Annotated in this window: 17 protein-coding genes; 10 read left to right on the top strand and 7 right to left on the bottom strand. The window is 54.1% G+C overall.

The window, feature by feature from the left end; translation table 11 throughout:
- Positions 1-56: 56 nt before the first annotated feature.
- On the bottom strand, positions 57-845 hold the full coding sequence (locus A0W33_RS09225) for an SDR family oxidoreductase (protein WP_068837885.1): 789 nt from the start codon (positions 843-845) through the stop codon (positions 57-59).
- 113 nt (positions 846-958) lie between these two features.
- On the opposite strand from A0W33_RS09225, the gene A0W33_RS09230 reads away from it, so the two are divergent.
- The 7 genes from A0W33_RS09230 to A0W33_RS09260 all read left to right on the top strand — a co-directional run bounded on the left by A0W33_RS09230 (position 959) and on the right by A0W33_RS09260 (position 10210).
- A complete protein-coding gene (locus A0W33_RS09230) occupies positions 959-1486 on the top strand; it encodes a 3-hydroxyanthranilate 3,4-dioxygenase (RefSeq protein ID WP_068837886.1) in 528 nt (175 codons plus the stop codon).
- A 201-nt stretch (positions 1487-1687) separates the two neighbouring features.
- On the top strand, positions 1688-3013 hold the full coding sequence (locus A0W33_RS09235; protein WP_068837887.1) for a PQQ-dependent sugar dehydrogenase: 1326 nt from the start codon (positions 1688-1690) through the stop codon (positions 3011-3013).
- 88 nt (positions 3014-3101) lie between these two features.
- Positions 3102-3659, top strand: coding sequence for a GNAT family N-acetyltransferase (locus A0W33_RS09240; RefSeq protein ID WP_068837888.1), 558 nt, complete (start codon positions 3102-3104; stop codon positions 3657-3659).
- A 104-nt stretch (positions 3660-3763) separates the two neighbouring features.
- Entirely contained in the window at positions 3764-4843 is a 1080-nt protein-coding gene (locus tag A0W33_RS09245) for an amidohydrolase family protein (RefSeq protein WP_216637177.1), read from the top strand.
- Positions 4844-5483: 640 nt separating this feature from the next.
- A complete protein-coding gene (gene kynU, locus A0W33_RS09250) occupies positions 5484-6761 on the top strand; it encodes a kynureninase (protein ID WP_068837889.1) in 1278 nt (425 codons plus the stop codon).
- Positions 6762-6958: 197 nt separating this feature from the next.
- On the top strand, positions 6959-9199 hold the full coding sequence (locus tag A0W33_RS09255) for a cation:proton antiporter domain-containing protein (RefSeq protein WP_068837890.1): 2241 nt from the start codon (positions 6959-6961) through the stop codon (positions 9197-9199).
- A 90-nt stretch (positions 9200-9289) separates the two neighbouring features.
- Positions 9290-10210 (top strand): mechanosensitive ion channel family protein, encoded by a 921-nt coding sequence (locus A0W33_RS09260; RefSeq protein ID WP_068837891.1) that lies wholly within the window; start codon positions 9290-9292, stop codon positions 10208-10210.
- A 120-nt stretch (positions 10211-10330) separates the two neighbouring features.
- Here the strand turns inward: A0W33_RS09260 and A0W33_RS09265 are convergent, their stop codons facing one another.
- Entirely contained in the window at positions 10331-10915 is a 585-nt protein-coding gene (locus A0W33_RS09265; RefSeq protein ID WP_139237136.1) for a hypothetical protein, read from the bottom strand.
- Positions 10916-10973: 58 nt separating this feature from the next.
- Complete coding sequence (locus tag A0W33_RS09270; RefSeq protein WP_068837893.1) at positions 10974-12362, bottom strand: alanine/glycine:cation symporter family protein; 1389 nt, start codon at positions 12360-12362, stop codon at positions 10974-10976.
- Between the two features lie 161 nt (positions 12363-12523).
- Between A0W33_RS09270 and A0W33_RS09275 the strand changes: the two genes are divergently transcribed.
- The 3 genes from A0W33_RS09275 (at position 12524) to A0W33_RS09285 (ending at position 15885) form a co-directional block, all read left to right on the top strand.
- On the top strand, positions 12524-13819 hold the full coding sequence (locus tag A0W33_RS09275; RefSeq protein ID WP_068837894.1) for a cation:proton antiporter: 1296 nt from the start codon (positions 12524-12526) through the stop codon (positions 13817-13819).
- A gap of 18 nt (positions 13820-13837) precedes the next feature.
- Entirely contained in the window at positions 13838-14437 is a 600-nt protein-coding gene (locus A0W33_RS09280) for an alpha-ketoglutarate-dependent dioxygenase AlkB family protein (protein ID WP_068837895.1), read from the top strand.
- A 68-nt stretch (positions 14438-14505) separates the two neighbouring features.
- A complete protein-coding gene (locus tag A0W33_RS09285; protein ID WP_068837896.1) occupies positions 14506-15885 on the top strand; it encodes an FAD-dependent oxidoreductase in 1380 nt (459 codons plus the stop codon).
- Between the two features lie 603 nt (positions 15886-16488).
- Here the strand turns inward: A0W33_RS09285 and A0W33_RS09290 are convergent.
- From A0W33_RS09290 to A0W33_RS09305, 4 genes are all read right to left on the bottom strand, one after another.
- Complete coding sequence (locus A0W33_RS09290) at positions 16489-17253, bottom strand: LytR/AlgR family response regulator transcription factor (RefSeq protein WP_068837897.1); 765 nt, start codon at positions 17251-17253, stop codon at positions 16489-16491.
- Entirely contained in the window at positions 17253-18344 is a 1092-nt protein-coding gene (locus A0W33_RS21245; protein ID WP_082815180.1) for a sensor histidine kinase, read from the bottom strand. The genes A0W33_RS09290 and A0W33_RS21245 overlap by 1 nt, the downstream gene beginning before the upstream one ends.
- 113 nt (positions 18345-18457) lie before the next feature.
- Entirely contained in the window at positions 18458-19156 is a 699-nt protein-coding gene (locus A0W33_RS09300) for a DUF2306 domain-containing protein (RefSeq protein WP_068837898.1), read from the bottom strand.
- Between the two features lie 143 nt (positions 19157-19299).
- The gene (locus tag A0W33_RS09305; protein ID WP_068837899.1) at positions 19300-20394 is read right to left on the bottom strand and encodes a hypothetical protein; all 1095 of its coding nucleotides are present in this window, start codon (positions 20392-20394) and stop codon (positions 19300-19302) included.
- Positions 20395-20517 lie beyond the last annotated feature (123 nt).

Consider the following 20517-nt stretch of genomic DNA (forward strand, 5'->3'; position numbering starts at 1 on the left):
CAAATTTCAAAAATCGGTCCCTGAAGTCTAACCTCTAAAATCTAGCGTCTAGCACCTTAAAGGCAACCTGTCCGGCCACCATCCACCGGCAAGTTGATGCCGTTGATGTAAGCTGCGGCAGGTGATGCCAAGAACGCGGCGGCGGCGGCTACTTCTTCCGGTTCGGCAAAGCGTTTGGCGGGTATCTCGGCTTCCATTTCCTGTTGGATTTCCATGGTGCTGCGCCCTGATTTCTGTGCCCGGCTCTCGATGATGGCGGTGATGCGGCCGGTGTTGGTGGAGCCCGGCAGCACGTTGTTTACGGTGATACCATACTGCCCCAGCTCATTCGCCATTGTTTTGGCCCAGCTGGCTACAGCACCCCGGATGGTGTTCGACACACCCAGGCCGTTCAGCGGCTGCTTGACTGAGGTGCTGATGATGTTGATGATGCGGCCATACTTCGCCGCCTTCATCGCCGGAATAACAGACGTAGTCAGCAGGTGATTGGCCACCAGGTGCTGGTTAAACGCATCAATAAATTCGTCTGTTGACGCTTCGGTAATGGGGCCGCCAGCCGGGCCGCCGGTGTTGTTAACGAGGATGTGCACCTGCGGCTGCTCCTTCAGGTAAGCCTGCACCAGGATGTTCAGCTCATAAGGGTCTGCGAAATCGGCTACAATAAACTCATGCTGCTGCCCCTGGCTGCTGTCCAGTTCCTGGGCTACTGCTTGCAGTTTGGCCTCGTTGCGGGCCACAAGGGTGATGCTGGCGCCGAGTTTTGCCAGTTCTACGGCTACGGCTTTTCCAATGCCCTGGGTGCTCCCGCACACCAAAGCGCGTTTGTTCTGTAGGTTTAAGTCCATAAGCTAAATGTACGGAAATACATACAAACATGGAGGCGGCCCATGACCTGAGAATTACCATTTCTACTGCATTTTTCGTACTTTCATTCTATCACACATGTAACACAAGAAGTATGGCTGTAGCAAGACCTTTTAATTTTAAAGCCTGGATAGACGAACACCGCCACCTGCTGAAACCGCCGGTAGGGAACCAGCAGGTGTTCAAGGGCAACGATGACTTTATCGTGATGGTGGTGGGCGGACCCAATGCCCGCAAAGACTACCATTACGATGAAGGCGAGGAGTTCTTTTACCAGTTGGAAGGAGATATTGTGCTGAAGATAATCGAGGACGGCAAGCCCGTGGACATTCCGATAAAAGAGGGGGAAATATTCCTGTTGCCACCACGCGTGCCGCACTCCCCACAGCGCCCTGCCGGTACAGTGGGACTGGTGATGGAGCGCTACCGCAAAGCAGGCGAGCAGGACGGTTTCCTGTGGTTCTGCGAGAACTGCGGGAACAAGCTCTATGAGGAGTACGCCGACGTAACCGACATTGTAGGGCAGCTTCCGGTAATCATGAGCCACTTCTGGGACAGCAAAGAACACCGCACCTGCGACAAGTGCGGTACTGTGATGGAGCCGCCGGCAAAGCCTGCGTAAAACGATCTTTTGAACATAAGACGCAAGTATCAAGATTTAAGACTTTTTTAGTTTGATGAAGTATGAAGCCGCTTCTGCTGCCTTGGTAGTCGGAGCGGCTTCATACTTTGCTAGGCACGTAGCATCAAAGTATAACTTCCATACTGTTGGAGGCAAACCATACTTCACTTGCGCTAGTAAGTAGGAGATAATAGCATCTTTATGAAGAAAAACCTCCTATACATACTTTCGCTTTCTACTGCTTTAGTCGCCGTGTCAGCCTGTAATTCGCAGCCGCCTGTGGTGCAGGGGCAGCCAAAAACAATCGAAACACCAGCGGGCCAGACGGTGACTTTGCCGCCGCCACATGCCACGGAGTCGCACCGTAACTTCAGCAACGTGATTGGCTGGAAAGACGGGCAGACCCCTACGGCTCCCGAAGGCTTTACGGTAACCAAGTATGCCGATGGCTTCCAAAATCCGCGCTGGCTTTACGTCATGCCAAACGGCGATGTGCTGGTGGCCGAGGCAAGTACGGAAGTCGGTTTCTGGAAAGAGTTGGGTGCCAAGATCATCGGTATTACCAAGTCCATGGCTTTGGGGAACAGCGCCAACCGTATCACGCTGCTGCGGGACACCGACAAAGACGGCAGGCCAGAGGTGCGGGAGACTTTCCTGGACGGCCTGAACCAACCCCTCGGCATGCTGGTGCTTGACGGAAAATTCTACGTGGCCAACACCGATGGCCTGTGGCGCTATCCCTATCAAAACGGGCAAACGAAAATCTCAGCAAAAGGCGAGAAACTACTTGACCTGCCCGCCGGGGGCTACAACAACCACTGGACGCGTAATATCATCGCCCGCCCCGATGGCTCTAAAATTTATGTGGCGGTGGGCTCGGCCAGCGACCACGGAGAGCACGGCATGGAGCATGAGGAGCGCCGGGCAAACATACTGGAGGTAAACCCCAATGGCACAGGCGCGCGCGTGTTCGCCAGCGGCCTCCGCAACCCGGTGGGCATGGACTGGGCACCCAACACCAACACCCTCTGGACAGCCGTGAACGAGCGCGACGACCTGGGCGACGAACTGGTGCCGGACTACCTGACAAGTGTGCAGGAGGGGGGCTTTTACGGCTGGCCATACTTCTACTTCGGTCAGAACGAAGATCCCTCGTGGGCAAACAAGATGCCGGCAAAGGTGCAGCAACCGCTTGTGCCGGATGTGCCGTTGGTGTCGCATTCTGCTTCGCTGGGGCTGGCGTTTTATGACCAGGAGGCCTTCCCGCAGAAATACCACAACGGCGCTTTTATCGGCCAGCACGGCTCCTGGCGGCGGTCGGAGCTGGTGGGCTATAGGATAGTGTTTGTGCCTTTCGAAAATGGCAAACCCTCCGGGCCGCCCGAGGATTTTTTGACAGGCTTTTTTGCCGACAAAGCGGACGGCAAAGTATACGGCCGGCCGGTTGGCATTACGGTGCTACCGGATGGCTCTATGCTGGTGGCCGATGATACCAGCAACACCATTTGGCGGGTGAGCGCCAAGTAAAAGTACAGGAGGAAAAAAGCTGCCTTCAGGTCTGGTCTGATTTCAGCGGAAGCGTTAACTTGGATATCATCGCAAAAAGATAACTAGCATGCAGCACCCCACCCTTACTACAGAAAGGCTCGAGCTACGGCCCATACAACCGTCAGATGCTGACTTTATACTTCGGGGGCTGTCGGATGAGCGGGTCACGCGGTACTACGCTGTGCATTACAATACAGCAGAAGAGGTACAGGAGCAGATGAAGTTCTATGAGGATCTGATCAGAAGCGGCACGGGCGTTTGGTGGGCGTTCTCTCTGAAGGGGGAGGGGGTTCTGATCGGAGCCTGTGGCCTGAATGAGCTGGAGCGGGAGCACCAGAAAGCCCAGATAGGCTTTTGGCTGCTGCCCGGCTACTGGGGCAAAGGCTACATTCAGGAAGCGGCCAGGGCGGTAACCAAGTATGGTTTTGATACTTTGCAACTGAACCGCATAGAGGCAATTGTGGAAGGCGGCAATGGGCAGTCGGAGAAGGTACTGCAGAAACTCGGTTTCTCCTACGAAGGCAGGCTGCGGGAAAGCGAGGCCAAGAACGGAGCGTTTATCGACCTGCTTTACTACAGCATGCTAAGAAGGGAATTCGCCGCTAAATCGCCTGCCTTGCCGTAGGCCTTTCGGCTACAGCGTGCGTACAAAGTATAAAATGCGTATATTGTTGGATTGCCTGATACCGTCGCTGGCTTTACAGCGGCCTTTTACATGCCTTCAGAAGTATGCAGAACAAAGCATCAGCCTCACCTATACTTACAGAGAACAATCTGCTGAAGATTGACATCCACACGCATATTCTGCCGGCTACCTGGCCAAACCTGCGGGAGCGGTACGGCTATGGCGGCTTCGTACGGCTGGAGCACCACAAGCCCTGCTGCGCCCGCATGATGATGGACGATAAGTTCTTCCGCGAGATACAGGACAACTGCTGGGATCCAAAGGTGCGCATGCACGAGTGCAGCAAGTATGGCGTGGGCGTGCAGGTGCTAAGTACGGTGCCGGTGATGTTCAACTACTGGGCAAAGCCGGAGCACACATATGATCTGTCGCGGATGCTGAACGACCACATTGCTGGCATCGTGGCTGACTACCCCGACCGCTTTGTAGGCCTCGGCACCCTGCCCATGCAGGCCCCCGACCTGGCCGTGAAGGAGCTGGAACGCTGCATGAAAGAGCTGGGCATGGCCGGCATTCAGATCGGCACCCACATCAACGAGTGGAACCTGGAGGCTCCCGAACTCTTTCCTGTTTTTGAGGCGGCCGAAGAGTTGGGAGCCGCTATTTTTGTGCACCCCTGGGACATGTACGGGAAAAAGAAAATGAGCAAGTACTGGCTGCCCTGGCTCGTGGGCATGCCCGCCGAAACAAGTATGGCCATCTGCTCTATGATCTTCGGTGGCGTGCTGGAGCGGCTGCCTAAACTCCGGATTGCTTTTGCCCATGGCGGGGGTTCCTTCCCGGCAACTATCGGCCGCATTGCCCACGGCTTTGATGTACGCCCCGACCTTTGCGCCGTGGATAACAATGTGAACCCACGCCACTACCTCGGCAAGTTCTACCTCGACTCGCTCGTGCACGACCCTGCTGCCCTCGACTACCTCGTGAACCTGGTGGGAGCCAACAGCATCGCCCTCGGCACTGATTATCCTTTCCCGCTCGGTGAACTCGAGCCCGGCAAACTCATCGAGTCTATGCCGTATGATCTGGCTACCAAAGAGCGCATGCTGAGTGGTACGGCACTGGAGTGGCTGAATTTGAAGAAGGAGCAGTTTGTGAAGCAGCAGAAGCGGGAGAAAGTATAAGGGCTGGTGATTTGTTAGTCACCATTGCTTGAAAAGCTATACTTGCATAACCACTGTTCCATGCAACGTCAGTCAAGCTATTCTATCTAGCTGACGTTCATCCTCCAGCTCCCAAATGCCTAATGTTTCACTTTCTGCTTTGGAGCGCTCACGGCCGCGAGGCCCTGTCCTCGGGCATCGCGCTGGGACCTTTTCTTTGCTCGCTTCGCTTTGCAATCCCGCCTCCAGCGGGACCGAAAAACTCCAAAGGCGCTCAACCCAAGGACTGGGATCGGTTCAGGTAGCCACAGCTGACGCAGCTTGAACCTAAAGTCCCCCTTTGAAGGGGGTAGGGGGATGTTTTACGGTTGCTGGATATTCCCCTACCCGGAGGGGCTAGGAGTGGGTAGCGGGAATAGCCAAAGCTACAGCGTTTATACTTCGCCAAACCAACAATAGAATTTCCTCGCCCCTGGGGGAGAGGGCTAGGGCTTTTACGCTTTCATGAACTACTAAAATACTAGCACCAAAAGGACGCGCACCGTGCGCAGCTACTGCGAGCGGCTGCCGTCCTTTTCTTATCATTCAATTCCTTATCTTAGCAGAACAAAGAAACCTATGGCTGCTGAGGCAGTTTAAGTATAAATCCATTCCGCAAAACATGAACTACCAGAATACCCTTGCCTTTGCGCAGGAGCAGGACCAGCAAGATTCCCTACACCATTTCAGAGAGCGGTTTTACTTTCCGCAGGTAAACAAGCAGGACGCCATCTACTTTTGCGGCAACTCTTTGGGGCTGCAGCCGAAGTCAGCGCAGATGTACATCGACAATGAAATGTACAAATGGGCAAACATGGCAGTGGAAGGACACTTCAAGGGCGATGAGCCTTGGGTAAACTACCATACCTTGCTGGCTGGAGGCGCTGCCCGTGTGGTTGGGGCGAAGGAAAACGAAGTGGTGATTATGAACCAGCTGACCGTGAACCTGCACCTGATGCTGGTGTCGTTTTACAGGCCCGAAGGCAAGCGGTTCAAAATCATTACAGAAGGAGGCGCTTTCCCGTCTGATCAGTACGCGCTGGAGACGCAGACCCGCTTCCATGGCTACAACCCGGATGAAGCCGTTATCGAACTGTTCCCGCGCGAAGGTGAGCACACCCTGCGCACCGAGGACATCCTGCAAAGTATAAAACAACATAGCGAGGAGTTGGCCTTGGTCATGATGGGCGGCATCAACTACTACACCGGGCAGGTATTCGATATGGATGCCATCACCAAGGCCGGTCACGAAGCTGGTGCCCTGGTAGGCTTTGACTTGGCGCATGCAGCTGGCAACATTCCACTTCAGCTGCACGACTGGGATGTGGACTTTGCTGTATGGTGTACTTATAAGTACCTGAACTCCGGTCCGGGTGGCACGTCGGGCGTGTATGTGCACGAGCGCTTTGCGAACGACAACAGCATTCCGCGCTTTGCCGGTTGGTGGGGCCACGATGCCAAGGAGCGGTTCCAGATGAAGAAGGGCTTTAGGCCAATGGAAGGCGCGCCGGGCTGGCAGCTAAGCAACGGGCAAATTCTACCGATGGCCGTGCACCGGGCCTCGCTCGAGCTGGTGGACGAAGCAGGCGGTATGGAAGCCTTGCGTGCGAAGAGCGAGAAGCTAACGGGTTACCTGGAATACCTGATCAACGATGTGCACGTGGGCAAGGATGTGCTCGAGATGATCACACCCAGCGACCCTCAGGCGCGTGGTTGCCAGATATCGCTGCTGGTAAAGCAGAACTCCCGCCTGCTCTTCGACAAGCTGATGGAAGCCGGTATTATTGTGGATTACCGCGAGCCGAACGTAATAAGGGTGGCACCCACGCCGCTTTACAACAGCTTTGAGGAAGTATACCGCTTCTCCGAAATTCTGCACGAGTGCCTGGAGGCGCATTAAGAGACCTTAACTTAAGCGCAGCGACGGGCGGAGGGGAGCGAAAGGCTGCTCCTCCGCCCGTCGCTTTTGGCGGCAGCGGCATCCTTTTGTGCAGACGGAGGTAGTAAAACCAAGCCATTTAAACGTATCTTGTAGGGTGCGTATAGCCTGTAAAAGCTATTCACCAGCGCTTCCTCAAAGAATCAATCATACTTTGCATGACACATTTACCGCATTTAGTTACAGATTTAGCCTTGATACTTGTGGCTGCGGGCATCACCACCCTGATCTTTAAAAAGCTGAAGCAGCCCCTGGTGCTGGGGTATATTATTGCGGGGTTGTTGGTGGGCCCACACATTGCCCTTTTCCCATCTGTGATGGAAACCGAGAACATCACCATCTGGGCTGAGATCGGTGTTATCTTTCTTTTGTTCAGCCTGGGGCTGGAGTTCAGTTTCAAGAAACTGGTTAAAGTAGGCGGCGCCTCGTCGGTGATGGCCCTGATAGAGGTGGTGGTGATGCTGCTGCTGGGCTACTTTACGGGCAAGATTCTGGGGTGGAACACCATGGACAGTATTTTCCTGGGCGGCATCCTGTCGATTTCCTCCACCACCATCATCATTCGGGCTTTTGAGGAACTGGGGGTGAAATCGCATAAGTTTGCGGGGCTGGTGTTCGGAGTGCTGATCGTGGAGGACTTGGTGGCTATACTCTTGCTGGTGCTGCTCTCCACGCTGGCCGTGAGCCAGCAGTTTGCGGGCACCGAGATGCTGGCCGCCGTCATGAAACTGGCCTTTTTCCTGCTGCTGTGGTTCCTGGCGGGCATTTTCCTGATCCCCACATTCCTGCGAAGGGCTAGCAAGCTCATGAACAACGAAACGCTGCTGATTGTGTCGCTGGCGCTTTGCCTGCTCATGGTGGTGCTGGCGGCGCAGGTGGGTTTTTCACCAGCGCTTGGTGCCTTTATCATGGGCTCCATACTTGCGGAAACCACCAAAGCCGAGAAAATAGAGCACCTCGTTTCCTCTGTGAAGGACCTATTTGGGGCCATTTTCTTTGTATCGGTGGGTATGCTGATTAACCCTGCTACCCTGGTAGATTATGCAGGCCCCATCGCGCTCATCACTGTGGTGACGCTGGTAGGCAAAGCATTGAGTATAACGGGCGGTGGGTTGATATCGGGGCAGGGGCTGAAAACGTCGATACAGTCCGGTATGAGCGTGTCGCAGATTGGGGAGTTCTCTTTTATCATCGCCACCCTGGGCCTCACCCTGAACGTAACCAGCGATTTCCTGTATCCTGTGGCCGTGGCGGTCTCGGCTGTGACCACCTTCACCACACCCTACATGATCCGCCTGTCGGAGCCGCTGTACCGGAAGGTAGAGGCCATGCTGCCCGCGAAATGGCTTGCCTCACTGAACGAGTACAGCTCCGGCGCCCAGACCATCAGCACCACCAGCGATTGGAAACTGGTGCTCCGAACCTACATCGTTAACCTGGTAATTTACTCGGTTATTATAATCGGCATCGTAATGCTGTCGGCCCGGTACCTGAACCCCTTCGTGACCGAAACGCTGATCAACGGCAACCTGGGCGATATTGTCACGACGGCCATCACGCTGGTGTTTATGGCGCCGTTCCTGTGGGCGCTGGCCGTGTACCATCCGCAGAAGGAGGCGCAGGGCCGCATCTGGGCCAACAAAAACTACCGAAGCCTGATTATCGTGCTGGAGTTTGGCCGCATCGTGATCGCCATTCTCTTCATCGGCTTTCTGCTGAACCAGTTCTTCTCGGTGCAGGTGGCCTTTATCGGGGGCTTCCTGATTATCGGGGTGCTGGCCATCTTCTCGCAGCGCATACAGAACTTCTACATCCGCATAGAGACGCGCTTTATGAACAACCTGAACGCACGCGAAATAAGCGACGCCGCCAAAATGCACCACACGCTCACCCCCTGGAACGCCCACCTCACCTCCTTTGAGATAGCGGCTGAGTCGGCAGTTGCCGGGCATAATCTGGTGGAACTGCAGGTACGGGAGAAGTATGGCGTGAATGTGGCGGTGATAGAGCGCGGTGATCGCACCATTATGGCCCCTACCCGCAACGAAAGGATATTCCCGGGCGATAAGCTTTATGTTTTCGGAACGGACGAGCAGATAGAGACATTTCGCGAGTTTATCCGAACCGAAGTGGCCCCACCAACAGATGGCCAGAACGAACGGGAAGATGTGGGGCTGGAGAAGCTGCTGGTGAAAAGAGACTCCATGCTGCTGCACAAAACCATACGCCAGGCGGGGGTGCGGGAGAAAACACATGGCCTGATTGTGGGCATAGAGAAAAACGGCGAGCGTTACCTCAACCCCGACTCCGATATGGTGTTTGAGGAGGGCGACATGGTTTGGATTGTGGGCAGCCCGTCGCGCATAAAAATGCTGGAAGAGGCAAGGCAGGAGGCATAGGGAGTAGCTTTTTGGTGTGCCATACGTCATGGCTGATCAGGCCGCACCTGCCGCTGTTGGCGATGCGTATATTAGGTAAAATCAATCATAATGCGGAAAGTAGAATACTGGATAGAAGAAAGCTTTGGCATTCCGGCGAGTGCCCAGGAAAACCTGCTGGCATCGGTTGTCTTGCTGGTTTGCCTGTGGGTGATCAGCCGGGTGATCCACCGGTTGGCGGCCCAGCGCCAGACAGATTCGCGCAAGCTGTACCAGTGGCAGAAAACCACTAATTACGTAGTCACCGGGTTTGGCATCGTCTTCCTGGCCAACATCTGGTTTAACGGTTTCGAGTCCATCGCCACGTTTCTGGGGCTGCTCTCGGTAGGTTTGGTGGTGGCGCTCAGGGAGCCTATCCTAAGTATGTTCGGCTGGATTTTCCTGCTTTGGAAGCGCCCGTTCAAAATTGGCGACAGGATTAAGATCAACGGCCACACAGGCGATGTAATCGATATCGGGCTTTTCCAGTTTACGCTGAATGAGCTTAGCCAGACCATTGATTCAGAGCAACCGACAGGCCACGTGGTGCACCTGCCCAACAGTATGGTGTTCTCGCAGTCGCAGATAAACTACAACTATGGCTTTCCGTTTTTGTGGCACGAAGTGCAGGTAGCCGTTACCTTCGAAAGCAACTGGGAGAGGGCCAGAACTGTGCTGGAGGATATCGTGGACAGGCATTCGGAAAAGCTAAGCGAGTCGGCGCAGGAAATGATTCTGCGGGAGTCGCAGCGGCACCTGATCTTTTACAAGGACTTTAAGGCGCGCGTTTTTGTAAAGGCGCGCGAAAACGGCATTCAGTTCACGCTCCGCTACTTGTGCGCCCTTAACCGCCGCCGCGAGAGTGAGAACCTGATCTGGACGGATGTCTTCAACTCCTTCCTGAACTCCCCTGATATTAAATTTGCCTACCCGACCACCCGTTTTTACCAGCAGCCAGAGGAGCGGCTGCACAATGCCGGTGAGCAAGTATAAAGCACGAACGGCTGGTCCTGTTAAAGAAGCCAGCCGTTCGTGCTTTATACTTGAGTTGATGTTGTTTGTGACTTTAATAAGCCGCCTTTTGCTACATTATTAATTTTTTATCTAAAAATTCTAAAGCTTCTTCTCCCGCCACCTTAAAGACTCTGGTTGAAATCTTTCAACAATCTGGGCTTTGTCAGTGCTTGCTTCTAATTTTGAAGGAACAAGAATCGTATCGGCTTCTGCCAACATTCCCTTGAAGCGAATGTTCTGAAGAATCTTATCATCAAATCTATACTCCAGCCTCCCTTTCTTAAAGACAGTATCAATCTCTTTGAAGGAATCAAAGTGCCCTTTCCCATAAAGGAAGTATCCGAAGCCTAAAAAAGAAGTACTGGTGCGTGGACTGAAGATAATGTAATGTTCCTGAGACTTTATTCCAAGAAAGAAAGTGTCTTGGTCAGCAGTTATATACAAGTTTTTTAATTGGTCTTCGTATTTGTTAGCAATAGTGTCAAGAGCGAGTACAACGTTTTTATTTGTGTTGTTAGTTAGTTTGAATCGCAGTGGAAAAGCTGCCAGCTCAGGCACACCAACACTGTCAATCTCCAGTTTCACATCTCCTTCTTTAGCCAGCAAGAACATGTCAGGTTTAGGCCTATTGCAGGCAATGACTGCTAAAACAAGTATAACTAAAGACAGTGTTCTGATGCTCATTCGTCTTAAATAAAGCTCATTCTTCATACATGAGTTGGTGCCATCCTGCAGAACAGCTTTATCTTTTAACTTTCAACTCCTCCTTAAAATCCTTCATCCGGGTAAAATAGTCTCTTGCCGCGCGCATCACCTTCGGGGAAAGCAGCAGTGCCGAGGTCATGGTTGGGATGGCCATCATGGCGTACATGCCATCGATGAGAGCAAGTACGGCGGTGATGGAAGCCACGGCGCCGAGTAAGATGGTGAACACGTAGAAGTAGTTGTAGTAGTATTTATACTTCGCCCCAAAGAGGAAGCCAAAGCACTTGGTGCCGTAATAAGAGTAGGAGAACAGCGAAGTGAAGGCAAAGATAAACACGCACAGCACCAGCACATAGCTGCCGATGCCCGGCATGGCTGAGTTGAAGGCCGTAGCCGTCATCAGCACCCCGTTGCCATCTGATGTTTGCCAGGCCCCTGTAAGTATAATGGCGAGCCCGGTAAGGGTACACACAATAATGGTATCGATAAAAGGACCGAGCATGGCTACCAATCCCTCGCGAATCGGCTCATCGGTTTTGGCGGCCCCGTGCATCATGGAGGCAGTTCCGATACCGGCCTCGTTTGAGAAAGCCGCCCGGCGCGCCCCCGCAATGATGATGGCACCCACGGCACCGCCCAGCATCGCGTTGGCAGAGAAGGCATCCTCAAAGATCAGGGCAAAAGCAGCCGGGATGTTGGTATAGTTGGCAAACATGATGTAAAACACCGCCAGCATGTACAGCACCACCATACTTGGCACCATCTTGCCCGCTACCTGCCCAATCCGTTGAATGCCTCCGAAAATTACCAGCGAGGTAACAAACACCAGCACAAGGCCGATGCCCAGGTTCCAGTAAAAGGCATCGGCGGGGGAAGCACCGTTGGGCTGTAGCAGCACCTCGCGGATCACCTGCGTTAGCTGGTTTGCTGTGAAAATAGGCAAGGCCCCAAAAAGACCGGCCACCGCGAAGAAAATAGCCAGCGGCTTCCATTTCCTGCCCAGCCCCTCGATGATCACGTACATCGGGCCGCCCTCTACGTGGCCATTTGTGTCGCGGCCGCGGTACATGATGGCAAGCGAGCAGGTAAAGAACTTCGTGGCCATGCCCACCACGGCGCTCACCCACATCCAGAAGAGCACCCCGGGCCCGCCGGTGGCAATGGCCACGGCCACGCCGCTGATGTTGCCCATGCCCACCGTGGCTGCCAGCGCGCTGGAGAGTGCCTCAAAATGGCTGATGTCGCCCGGGTCATCCGGGTCGTCGTACTTGCCGCGCAGCACGTTTATGGCGTGCCCCAGGTACCGGAAAGGCAGGAAACCCGAGAACAGCATAAAAAAGAAACCGCCGCCCATCAGCAGGATCAGCAGGGGCAAACCCCAGGCAGCATCACTGAAGGCCACCAGAAAACGCTCTATCGCTTCCAAATTTTTGTGTTTAAAGAGGTCCGAAGCCTACAAAATAGGCAACACTTTTGAAACAACGTATGTACGCCTATTACTACTGTTTCGAAGGCGATACTCCTTGCCTTAAAGTAATGGCACATGGCCCAGTCAACAGGCCTTCAACTTTAAAGATAAGATTTATAATGGATGATTATATAGTAGCCATGACGGTAATAGGACTGGCGGCCCTTTCCATGACCTGGGTGCCTAAGATCATGGAGAGAACGTTTATTTCTTACCCCATCGTTTTCCTGCTGCTGGGCATGCTGATTTACGCACTGCCGCTGGGGCTCCCTACGCCGGACCCCATCTGGCAGGAAAACTATGTGGTACACCTGACGGAGTTAAGCGTGATCATCTCTTTGATGGGCACCGGCCTTAAGATCAGGCGCAAATTCGGCTTTAAGAACTGGCGCATTCCGCTGAGGCTGGTAAGTATAACCATGCTGCTGTGCATTGCGGCGGTGGCTTTTCTGGGATGGAGTGTGCTGGGTTTCTCGGTGGCGGGGGCCGTGCTGCTCGGTGCTGTACTGGCGCCCACCGATCCTGTGCTGGCCGAGCAGGTGCAGGTAGGCCCTCCCGATGACAAGGAAGAGGACGTGGTGCGGTTCTCCCTCACGGCGGAGGCCGGCCTGAACGACGGGTCCGCCTTTCCGTTCACGTGGCTGGCGGTGGTGCTGGCGGTTGCGGCCGGGGCCGACGGCAGCGGCGACTGGTTTAACGACTGGTTTAAGGATTGGGTCCTGCGGGATCTGCTTTACCGGATTGTGGTAGGGGTTGGCGCGGGCTATGCCATTGGGCGCGGGCTCGCTTACCTGATCTTCCGGCTTCCGCAAATCACCAGCTTCCCCAAGGCAGAACACGGCTTTCTGTCGCTTTCTGCTACCCTGTTAACGTATGGCGTTACAGAGCTACTACACGGCTACGGGTTTATTGCCGTGTTTGTGGCGGCGCTTACAGTCAGCAACATCGAGGAGGAGCACGAGTACCACGTAGAGATGCACGATTTCGTGAACCAGGTGGAGCGCATTATTATGGTGATCCTGCTGATGCTGTTCGGTGGAAGCCTGGTGACAGGAATTCTAGATTACCTTACCTGGCAGGGAGCGGTGGTCGGGTTGGTGCTCCTGTTCTTTATCCGTCCTATCTCTGCGCTGCCAAGTATGCTCGGCACGTACTCTACCACCAAAGAGAAGTTGGCGGTTTGCTTCTTTGGCATCCGGGGCATCGGCTCCTTTTTCTACCTTTCCTTTGCGCTGGATAAAGTGGCTTTCCCGGAGTCGAACGAGCTGTGGTCTATCACAGCGTTTATTGTGATGGTGTCCGTTATCCTGCACGGCTTAACTGCCACAAACGCCATAAAGGTGCTGGATCGTGAGCGCAAGAAAAGCGGGAGACCCGTGCTGGAGGTGGATCAGACCCCGGATGAAATTAAGTAAAAGCAAGCGGAAATATGGATGAATGATACGGGCAGAAAACTAAAACCAGTACCCCTTCCTGATGCCGAAGTATACTTCTCGGCCCATTTTTTTAACCCGGAGCAAAGCGATGTATATTTACAGGAGCTCTTGCAACAGGTAAACTGGCAGCAGGAAAGTATAAAACTGTTTGGAAAGCTGCAGCCCATGCCGCGCCTTACCGCCTGGTACGGCGACAAAGGCTATACGTATTCGGGCCTCGAAAACAAGCCGCAGCCCTGGTTGCCGGTGCTGCAGGAGTTAAGGGAGCAGGTGGAGCAGGCGAGCAGGCAGCAGTACAACAGTGTTCTGCTGAACCTCTACCGCACAGGCCAGGACAGTATGGGCTGGCACGCCGACAATGAACGGGAGCTGGGGCAGGAGCCAAGTATCGCCAGCCTGAGTTTTGGCGGGGAGCGGCGCTTTGCCCTGAAACATCGCAGCCGGAAAGATGTTGATGCTTTGCGTATCACCTTAAACCACGGGAGTTTACTGCTCATGCAGGGGCCAACGCAGCATCACTGGCTGCACCACATCCCTAAAACCAGCAAGCCCGTACAACCACGCATCAACCTCACCTTTCGGTACGTGCATGGCTAAGCGGCTTGCCAAAGCGCTCCGGAAACCGTTACTTTACGCCAATTAGAGGCTCTGGCCCCGGATATACTATGACCGAAAGAAAGAACATCGCCATCATGGGAGCTGGTTTGGTCGGCTCGTTGCTGTCTTTGTACCTGGCCAAACACGGCCACAAAGTAGACCTCTACGAGCGCCGCGCCGACCTGCGCGTCAGCACCATCGACGGCGGCCGTTCCATCAACCTGGCCCTCAGCGACCGGGGTTGGCGCGCCTTGAAGGGCCTCGGCATAGAGGAGGAAGTACGGAAGGTAGCCATCCCCATGTATGGCCGCATGATGCACGACGAGCAGGGGAACCTCACGCACCAGCCTTACGGCAAGGAAGGGCAGGCCATTTACTCCGTTTCCCGGGGCGGCCTGAACATGGCTTTGATGAACCTGTCGGAGCCCAACCAGGATATCACCTACCACTTTAACCGCCAGGCCACGGACGTAAACCTGCGCACGAACGAAGTGCAGCTGCGCAACGTGGAAACAGGCAACACAGAAACCATACAACCGGACCTGCTATTCGGTGCCGACGGTGCCTACTCTGTTGTGCGCGGTGCCATGCAGAAAGCCGAGCGCTTCGACTACCAGCAGAGCTACCTGGAGTACGGCTACAAAGAACTGACCATCCCGGCCACGGCCGACGGTGGATGGGCCATCGAGAAAAACGCGCTGCACATCTGGCCGCGCGGCAACTACATGATGATCGCGCTGCCCAACCCGGACGGCAGCTTTACCTGCACCCTTTTCTTTCCCTATGATGGGGAGCACTCTTTTGCCGCCATCCAAGACAAAAACGACTTGCTGGCTTTTTTCAACAAAGTTTTCCCGGATGCCGTGCCCCTGATGCCGGAACTGGCGCAGGAGTATTTCGAGAACCCGGTGGGAGCTTTGGTGACGGTAAAATGCTTTCCGTGGAGCTACAAAGGAACCTCGCTGCTGATAGGCGATGCCAGCCATGCAGTGGTGCCGTTCTATGGGCAGGGCATGAATGCTGGTTTCGAGGATATTACGGTGCTGGACCAGATGCTACAGCAGTTTGAGGGGGATGATTGGGAGGCGTTGTTCAAAGCCTTCGAACGCCGCCGTAAGCCAAACGCCGATGCCATCGCCGACCTGGCCGTGCTGAACTTTGAGGAAATGCGCGACAAAGTAGCCGACCCGCGTTTCCTGCTGCGCAAAAAAATCGAGAACAAGATCAGCGCGCAATATCCTGATAAATGGATTCCGCTCTACACCATGGTTACCTTCACAGACCTACCGTATTCCTACGCGCTGGAGACCGGCCAGAAACAGGACAAGATCATGAAGAAGGTGATGCGGCACATCAAAAGCTTAGAGGATTATGACAAGCCGGAGGTGCAGCAGCTGTTGGAGAAGCAGCTGGTGCAGAAGGAGAAGCTGACGCCGTTTCGGGGTTGATCCAACCACCCCTGCCCCCCCCTCTGGCGCGAGTTTCCAACTCGTGTCTTACAATGATATCGGGTTTGCAACTCGACTGGCTTGAAAAGCCATACTTGCTAGGCGGTTGCTATACTTGTGTCAGCCATACTTGCAAAGTGGTTATGCTTGTCACACTTCCTGGCGCAAGCGTCCGCTTGTGCCTCTAACTGCCTCGGCTTTCCGCACTTCAACCAAGCTATCTTTTCTAGCTAGTGTCTATCCTCCAGCTCCCAAATACCTATTGTTTCACCTTTGGCTTTGGAGCGCTCACGGCCGCGAGGCCCCGTCCTCGGGCATCGCGCTGTGTATTGAAGCTGCTCCTCGCTCCGCTACGGGCTGCCCCTGCAGGGCACCGCATCACTACAAGGCGCTCAACCCAAGGACTGGAAACGGTTTCAGTAGCCGCTGCTGACGGAGCTTCAGCCAATCTCCCTCCCCTGTTTTTAGGGGAGGATTGGGGAGGAGTAAATTCCCCTCCTTGGACAAGGAGGGGCAGGGGTGGTTGGATTAAAGCATGCAATAAGGTAAAACTCCAGCTATGCAACCTCAAACACTCCCCCTCCTGTGAAATCCTTCCCTAAACTACCTGTCCAGCCACTCCTTAAACAGCTGCACTTTTTCCCGGCTCACCACTACCTCACCGGCAGGCGAGTTATGGCGCAGCTCCAGTTTCAGGCGGCTGTTAGACCAGGCGACAATGTCTTTGACGGCTTTCAGACTAATCAGGAAGCCACGATTCACGCGGAAGAACAGCTGCGGGTCTGTTAGCTGCTCCAGTTGTTCCATGGTATAATCGATGGCGTAGCGCTTGCCCGAGTTGCACTGTATAAAAGTGGCTTTCTCATAGCTGTAAAAGAAATCCACTTCCTCCACCGGGATCATGTGCAGGTGCTCGCCTACTTTCACCACAAAGCGGCTCTTGTAGCTCTTGCCGCCGTTCAGGAATTGCATGGCCTGCTCCAGGGCACCCACTTGCGGAGCGGCCGTTTGCCTGCTAAGTTTCCTGAATTTCTCCAGCGCTGCCTGCAGTCCATCCTCGTCAATGGGTTTGAGCAGGTAATCCACGCTGTTCACCTTAAAGGCTTTGATGGCATAGGCATCGTAGGCGGTGGTGAAGATAACCGGCGCGTCCACCGGCACCTGCTCGAATATCTCAAAACTCAACCCGTCGGCCAGCTGAATGTCCATGAAGATGAGATCAAGCTGTGGCTTTAGTTTTAGCAGCTCCACCGCCTTCCGAACGGAAGGGGCGGTAGCCAGTACCTCTGCTGTGCTATTGAGTTTCAGGAGCATGTTGGCCAGCCGGTCCGAAGCCAGCTTTTCGTCTTCTACAATAAGTATCCGCATCAGGAATGGAAGTATAGCAGGGGGAGTTTTACAATGAAATCGTGTTCCGTAGTAATTATCTGGACTTTTTTGCCGGTAAGGTAAGTATAGCGGGAGTCAATGTTAGACAGGCCCATACCTGTGGACTCCTCCCGGACACGCCGCGCCTGCAGGTTGTTCTGCACCACCAGGTACTCCTCCTCCAGGTATAAATGCACCCGAAGCGGCTGCTCCTCCAGCGCCATGTTGTGCTTGATGGCGTTTTCCAGCAGCATCTGCAGGGCCAGCGGTACCACCATCAGGTCTGCATCCAACGGGAGGTCGTTCTGCACCTGTAGCGCGGCACCATGCCTGATCTTCTGCAGGTAGATGTACGATTCAGCGAAGTGCAGCTCCTCCAGCAGGGGCACCACCTCTTTCTGGCGGCTGTCGAGCACATAGCGGTATACTTCGGAGAGCTTCCGGATAAACCGAACCGCCTGCTTCTGATCCGTCTCCACCAGGCTGGTAAGCACGTTCAGGCTGTTGAACAGGAAGTGCGGGTTTACCTGCGCCTTCAGCGACTCGTACTGCGAGGCGATGCTTTCCTTTTTCAGGCGCTCCACATTGATGGCCATCTCCCGCCAGCTTAGCAGGAAAGCACGGCTGTGCATGGCCAGCGAGATGATAAAGGTGATGAACACAGGACCGTACACGTTGTTCATCAGCGCCTTCTCACCCAGTTCCTGAAACGGAATGTCTTTTATGGCCAGAAAGAAGGCATTAACCAGCACCGCCACCACCGTGGATACGACAAGGGTGCCAACCAAGCTGATCACCAGCCTTTTGCCCAGGTTTTCAAACCACGGCACACGCTTGTCCAGCAGCGCCGTAAGGTGGCTGTTTGCCTGCCAGAGCCCCACAAACATCACAAAAGAAAAGGTAATGTTGTAGGCCGTCTGCGCCAGGTCGTCCTGAATGCAGTGGGGGCAGAGGAGAAGTATGGTGGCGGTGATGGCGGCCAAAAGGATGCCCAGCTGCTTCAGAAACTTCCGCAGTGCATTTGCCTTAACAGGTGTGGCTGCCGGGGCTACAGGATTGGGCGCTAGTGGTTTCTCTTTCAATGAGGCCATCGGGAAGTATAAAAGCGAATATAATAACTTAACAGAATTAGTTTGCACCCTTGGCAAGTATAAACCGGACCGTGCTTTTCAGGAACACCTGCTGTGTAGCTACTGCCGCCTACCTAGTTTGAGCCGGTTTTTCCAGCCACTACTTCTCCTGTTGCTTTTTCTTTCCGGGCCTTCAATTTATACTTGGTGATGAAGAAGCTGATAACGGCGGTGCCAGTTACGGTTGGTCCGAGCCAGGCAACCACGGGCGGAAGTATGGTGTTATTGACAACCAGGAAAGCCGTGAAAGCCGCAATGTTGCCCGCTATCATGCGCGTGATGTGGTCGTAAAGCCAGAAGTTCTTATCAGTCGGGGCCTTGGTATACTTGCGCACGTCTTTCGCAACTAAAAGCAACGCGATACTTCCAAACACAATTGAAATGATACTGCTGCTGTCAAAGCTGCCGCCTGTGAAGCCAGCGAAAACAAAGTATGCCGCGAAGGCAGCCATCACCAGAGAGATACCCCAGTCCTGCAACGGCGGCTTCCGCCCTTTCGCCAATCCCTTCAGGTTTAAAACCCGATAGCCGGAAATGACAAGGTAGGCGCTGAACACCCCGATAATCAGCAGAAATGGGCTGTGGTGGTTTGGCAGGGCAGCCATTGTAACAGCCGTACCGGATACCAGCATCATCGCATAAAAGAAGATTTTGCCCGTGAGGCGGTGCTGTTTGCCGCCCTTCCTGTTTACCATCGACACGGGCCCTGCAATTAAGCTGATGGTGCCGGCTGCAATGTGGAGGATGAGGAGCACTGTGAATAGCGTTTCCATGGCTGATCTGGTTTTGATTTAAACCAAAGGTGCGAAGGCCATTGCCTTGCTCAAATTGAAAGTAGATGAACTGTAGCCTTGGCAGGATGAACTGTCAGAAGCGGTGCCCGGGCGTTTCCTATAACCAAGTATGGCCGTTGGAGCTACTCCAGGCTTGTGAGGGCGCGGGAGTTGCGGACAAGTATAACGTGCTGGAAAAAGCCGGTTGTAACCTGCTGCGCGCTGTGGGGAAGTATGTCTCCGCCCATCAGGTTAACTTTGATACCCGCCAGTTTTTGACTGTTGCTGTAGGGTGAGCCTGGCTGGCGCAGGTCAAAAAGCGTGATGGTGTGCGGTGAAGTTACTTCTCTAAGATCCCTGATGCCCTGCACCAAGGTGAAGGGGCCGTCGGCGTTTACCAGTGCTGTTTTGCCGTCCGGTGGCGATGGGAACTGCTCGTTTTGGGGCAGCGCCATTTCACTGTCGAGGGTGAGGCAGGCGATGCTCTGAACCTTGTTTGCGAAAGGCAAGTCTGAGCGCCTGATCTTGGCGGCGAAAGGATAAATGTTCTTCTCGCCGATGCCGCTTTGCAGCACATGGGTGTAGCCGAACAGGCCGTAGAACTTCTCGTTTTGCAGCCCGCGCTTCTCCACAGTGTTTTTAAAATTCACCAGCATCATCGAGTCCCTGCCAATCTCCCGCGAAGTGTCCTCAAAATCTTTGTCAACCCCGATAACTGTTAGCTTCAGGGAGTCTGGCAGTGTTTGGTTGTAGTTATAAACATCCAGCCACTTCTGGTACAGCTCTTTGCTGGATTGCTGCGGAATGCGCAGCTTGATATCGCGGATCACCTGCCACAGCAGCAGCGTGTCCGGTGTATTGTCCAGCAGGAACGCGTTTAGATTCTTAGCCCTGCTACTGTCCATCTCGGCCACATAGTACCGGAGGCCAATTTTCTTGTTCAGGTGCAGCAGCATGAACTTGTCTATTTGCTGCACATCGGCAAAGCCGTGGTTCTCGCCAAGCAGAAAAACCTGGTTGGAGTAAAAGGTGCTGTCGAATAAGGCAGCATCAGCCGTGGCAGTACTTAGGAGCTGTTGGCTTAGGTTTTGTTTGTTTTGCGTGAGGTAAGTAGTGTTTGCCGCATCGGTGCCGCCCAGGTAGTAGGTGTTCATTGTCCAGAAAAACAGGAGCAGCACCAACGGCAGCAGCAGCAATACGAGAAGCGTTTTAGCAAGAGTTCTGAGTAGCTTTTTCATAGTTGTTGTTAAGTTTCGATCCAAAGGTGCACAGCTAATCAGTGCTATAAAATCGAAACCAGATCAACTGTCGGATGGGGAGGATGAACCGTCGAAAATGGTATCTGCACCGGATCAGAGCCC

The organism is Pontibacter akesuensis (genome assembly GCF_001611675.1).
Taxonomy (GTDB): domain Bacteria; phylum Bacteroidota; class Bacteroidia; order Cytophagales; family Hymenobacteraceae; genus Pontibacter; species Pontibacter akesuensis.

What these genes read in the sequence shown, in the direction of transcription:
- A0W33_RS09255 (WP_068837890.1), top strand. Translation starts at nt 6,959, where the DNA reads ATGACACATTTACCGCATTTAGTTACAGATTTAGCCTTGATACTTGTG.
- A0W33_RS09300 (WP_068837898.1), bottom strand. Translation starts at nt 19,156, where the DNA reads ATGGAAACGCTATTCACAGTGCTCCTCATCCTCCACATTGCAGCCGGC.
- A0W33_RS09280 (WP_068837895.1), top strand. Translation starts at nt 13,838, where the DNA reads ATGAATGATACGGGCAGAAAACTAAAACCAGTACCCCTTCCTGATGCC.
- A0W33_RS09240 (WP_068837888.1), top strand. Translation starts at nt 3,102, where the DNA reads ATGCAGCACCCCACCCTTACTACAGAAAGGCTCGAGCTACGGCCCATA.
- A0W33_RS09235 (WP_068837887.1), top strand. Translation starts at nt 1,688, where the DNA reads ATGAAGAAAAACCTCCTATACATACTTTCGCTTTCTACTGCTTTAGTC.
- A0W33_RS09275 (WP_068837894.1), top strand. Translation starts at nt 12,524, where the DNA reads ATGGATGATTATATAGTAGCCATGACGGTAATAGGACTGGCGGCCCTT.
- A0W33_RS09225 (WP_068837885.1), bottom strand. Translation starts at nt 845, where the DNA reads ATGGACTTAAACCTACAGAACAAACGCGCTTTGGTGTGCGGGAGCACC.
- A0W33_RS21245 (WP_082815180.1), bottom strand. Translation starts at nt 18,344, where the DNA reads ATGGCCTCATTGAAAGAGAAACCACTAGCGCCCAATCCTGTAGCCCCG.
- A0W33_RS09230 (WP_068837886.1), top strand. Translation starts at nt 959, where the DNA reads ATGGCTGTAGCAAGACCTTTTAATTTTAAAGCCTGGATAGACGAACAC.
- A0W33_RS09305 (WP_068837899.1), bottom strand. Translation starts at nt 20,394, where the DNA reads ATGAAAAAGCTACTCAGAACTCTTGCTAAAACGCTTCTCGTATTGCTG.
- A0W33_RS09290 (WP_068837897.1), bottom strand. Translation starts at nt 17,253, where the DNA reads ATGCGGATACTTATTGTAGAAGACGAAAAGCTGGCTTCGGACCGGCTG.
- A0W33_RS09265 (WP_139237136.1), bottom strand. Translation starts at nt 10,915, where the DNA reads ATGAGCATCAGAACACTGTCTTTAGTTATACTTGTTTTAGCAGTCATT.
- kynU (WP_068837889.1), top strand. Translation starts at nt 5,484, where the DNA reads ATGAACTACCAGAATACCCTTGCCTTTGCGCAGGAGCAGGACCAGCAA.
- A0W33_RS09245 (WP_216637177.1), top strand. Translation starts at nt 3,764, where the DNA reads ATGCAGAACAAAGCATCAGCCTCACCTATACTTACAGAGAACAATCTG.
- A0W33_RS09285 (WP_068837896.1), top strand. Translation starts at nt 14,506, where the DNA reads ATGACCGAAAGAAAGAACATCGCCATCATGGGAGCTGGTTTGGTCGGC.
- A0W33_RS09260 (WP_068837891.1), top strand. Translation starts at nt 9,290, where the DNA reads ATGCGGAAAGTAGAATACTGGATAGAAGAAAGCTTTGGCATTCCGGCG.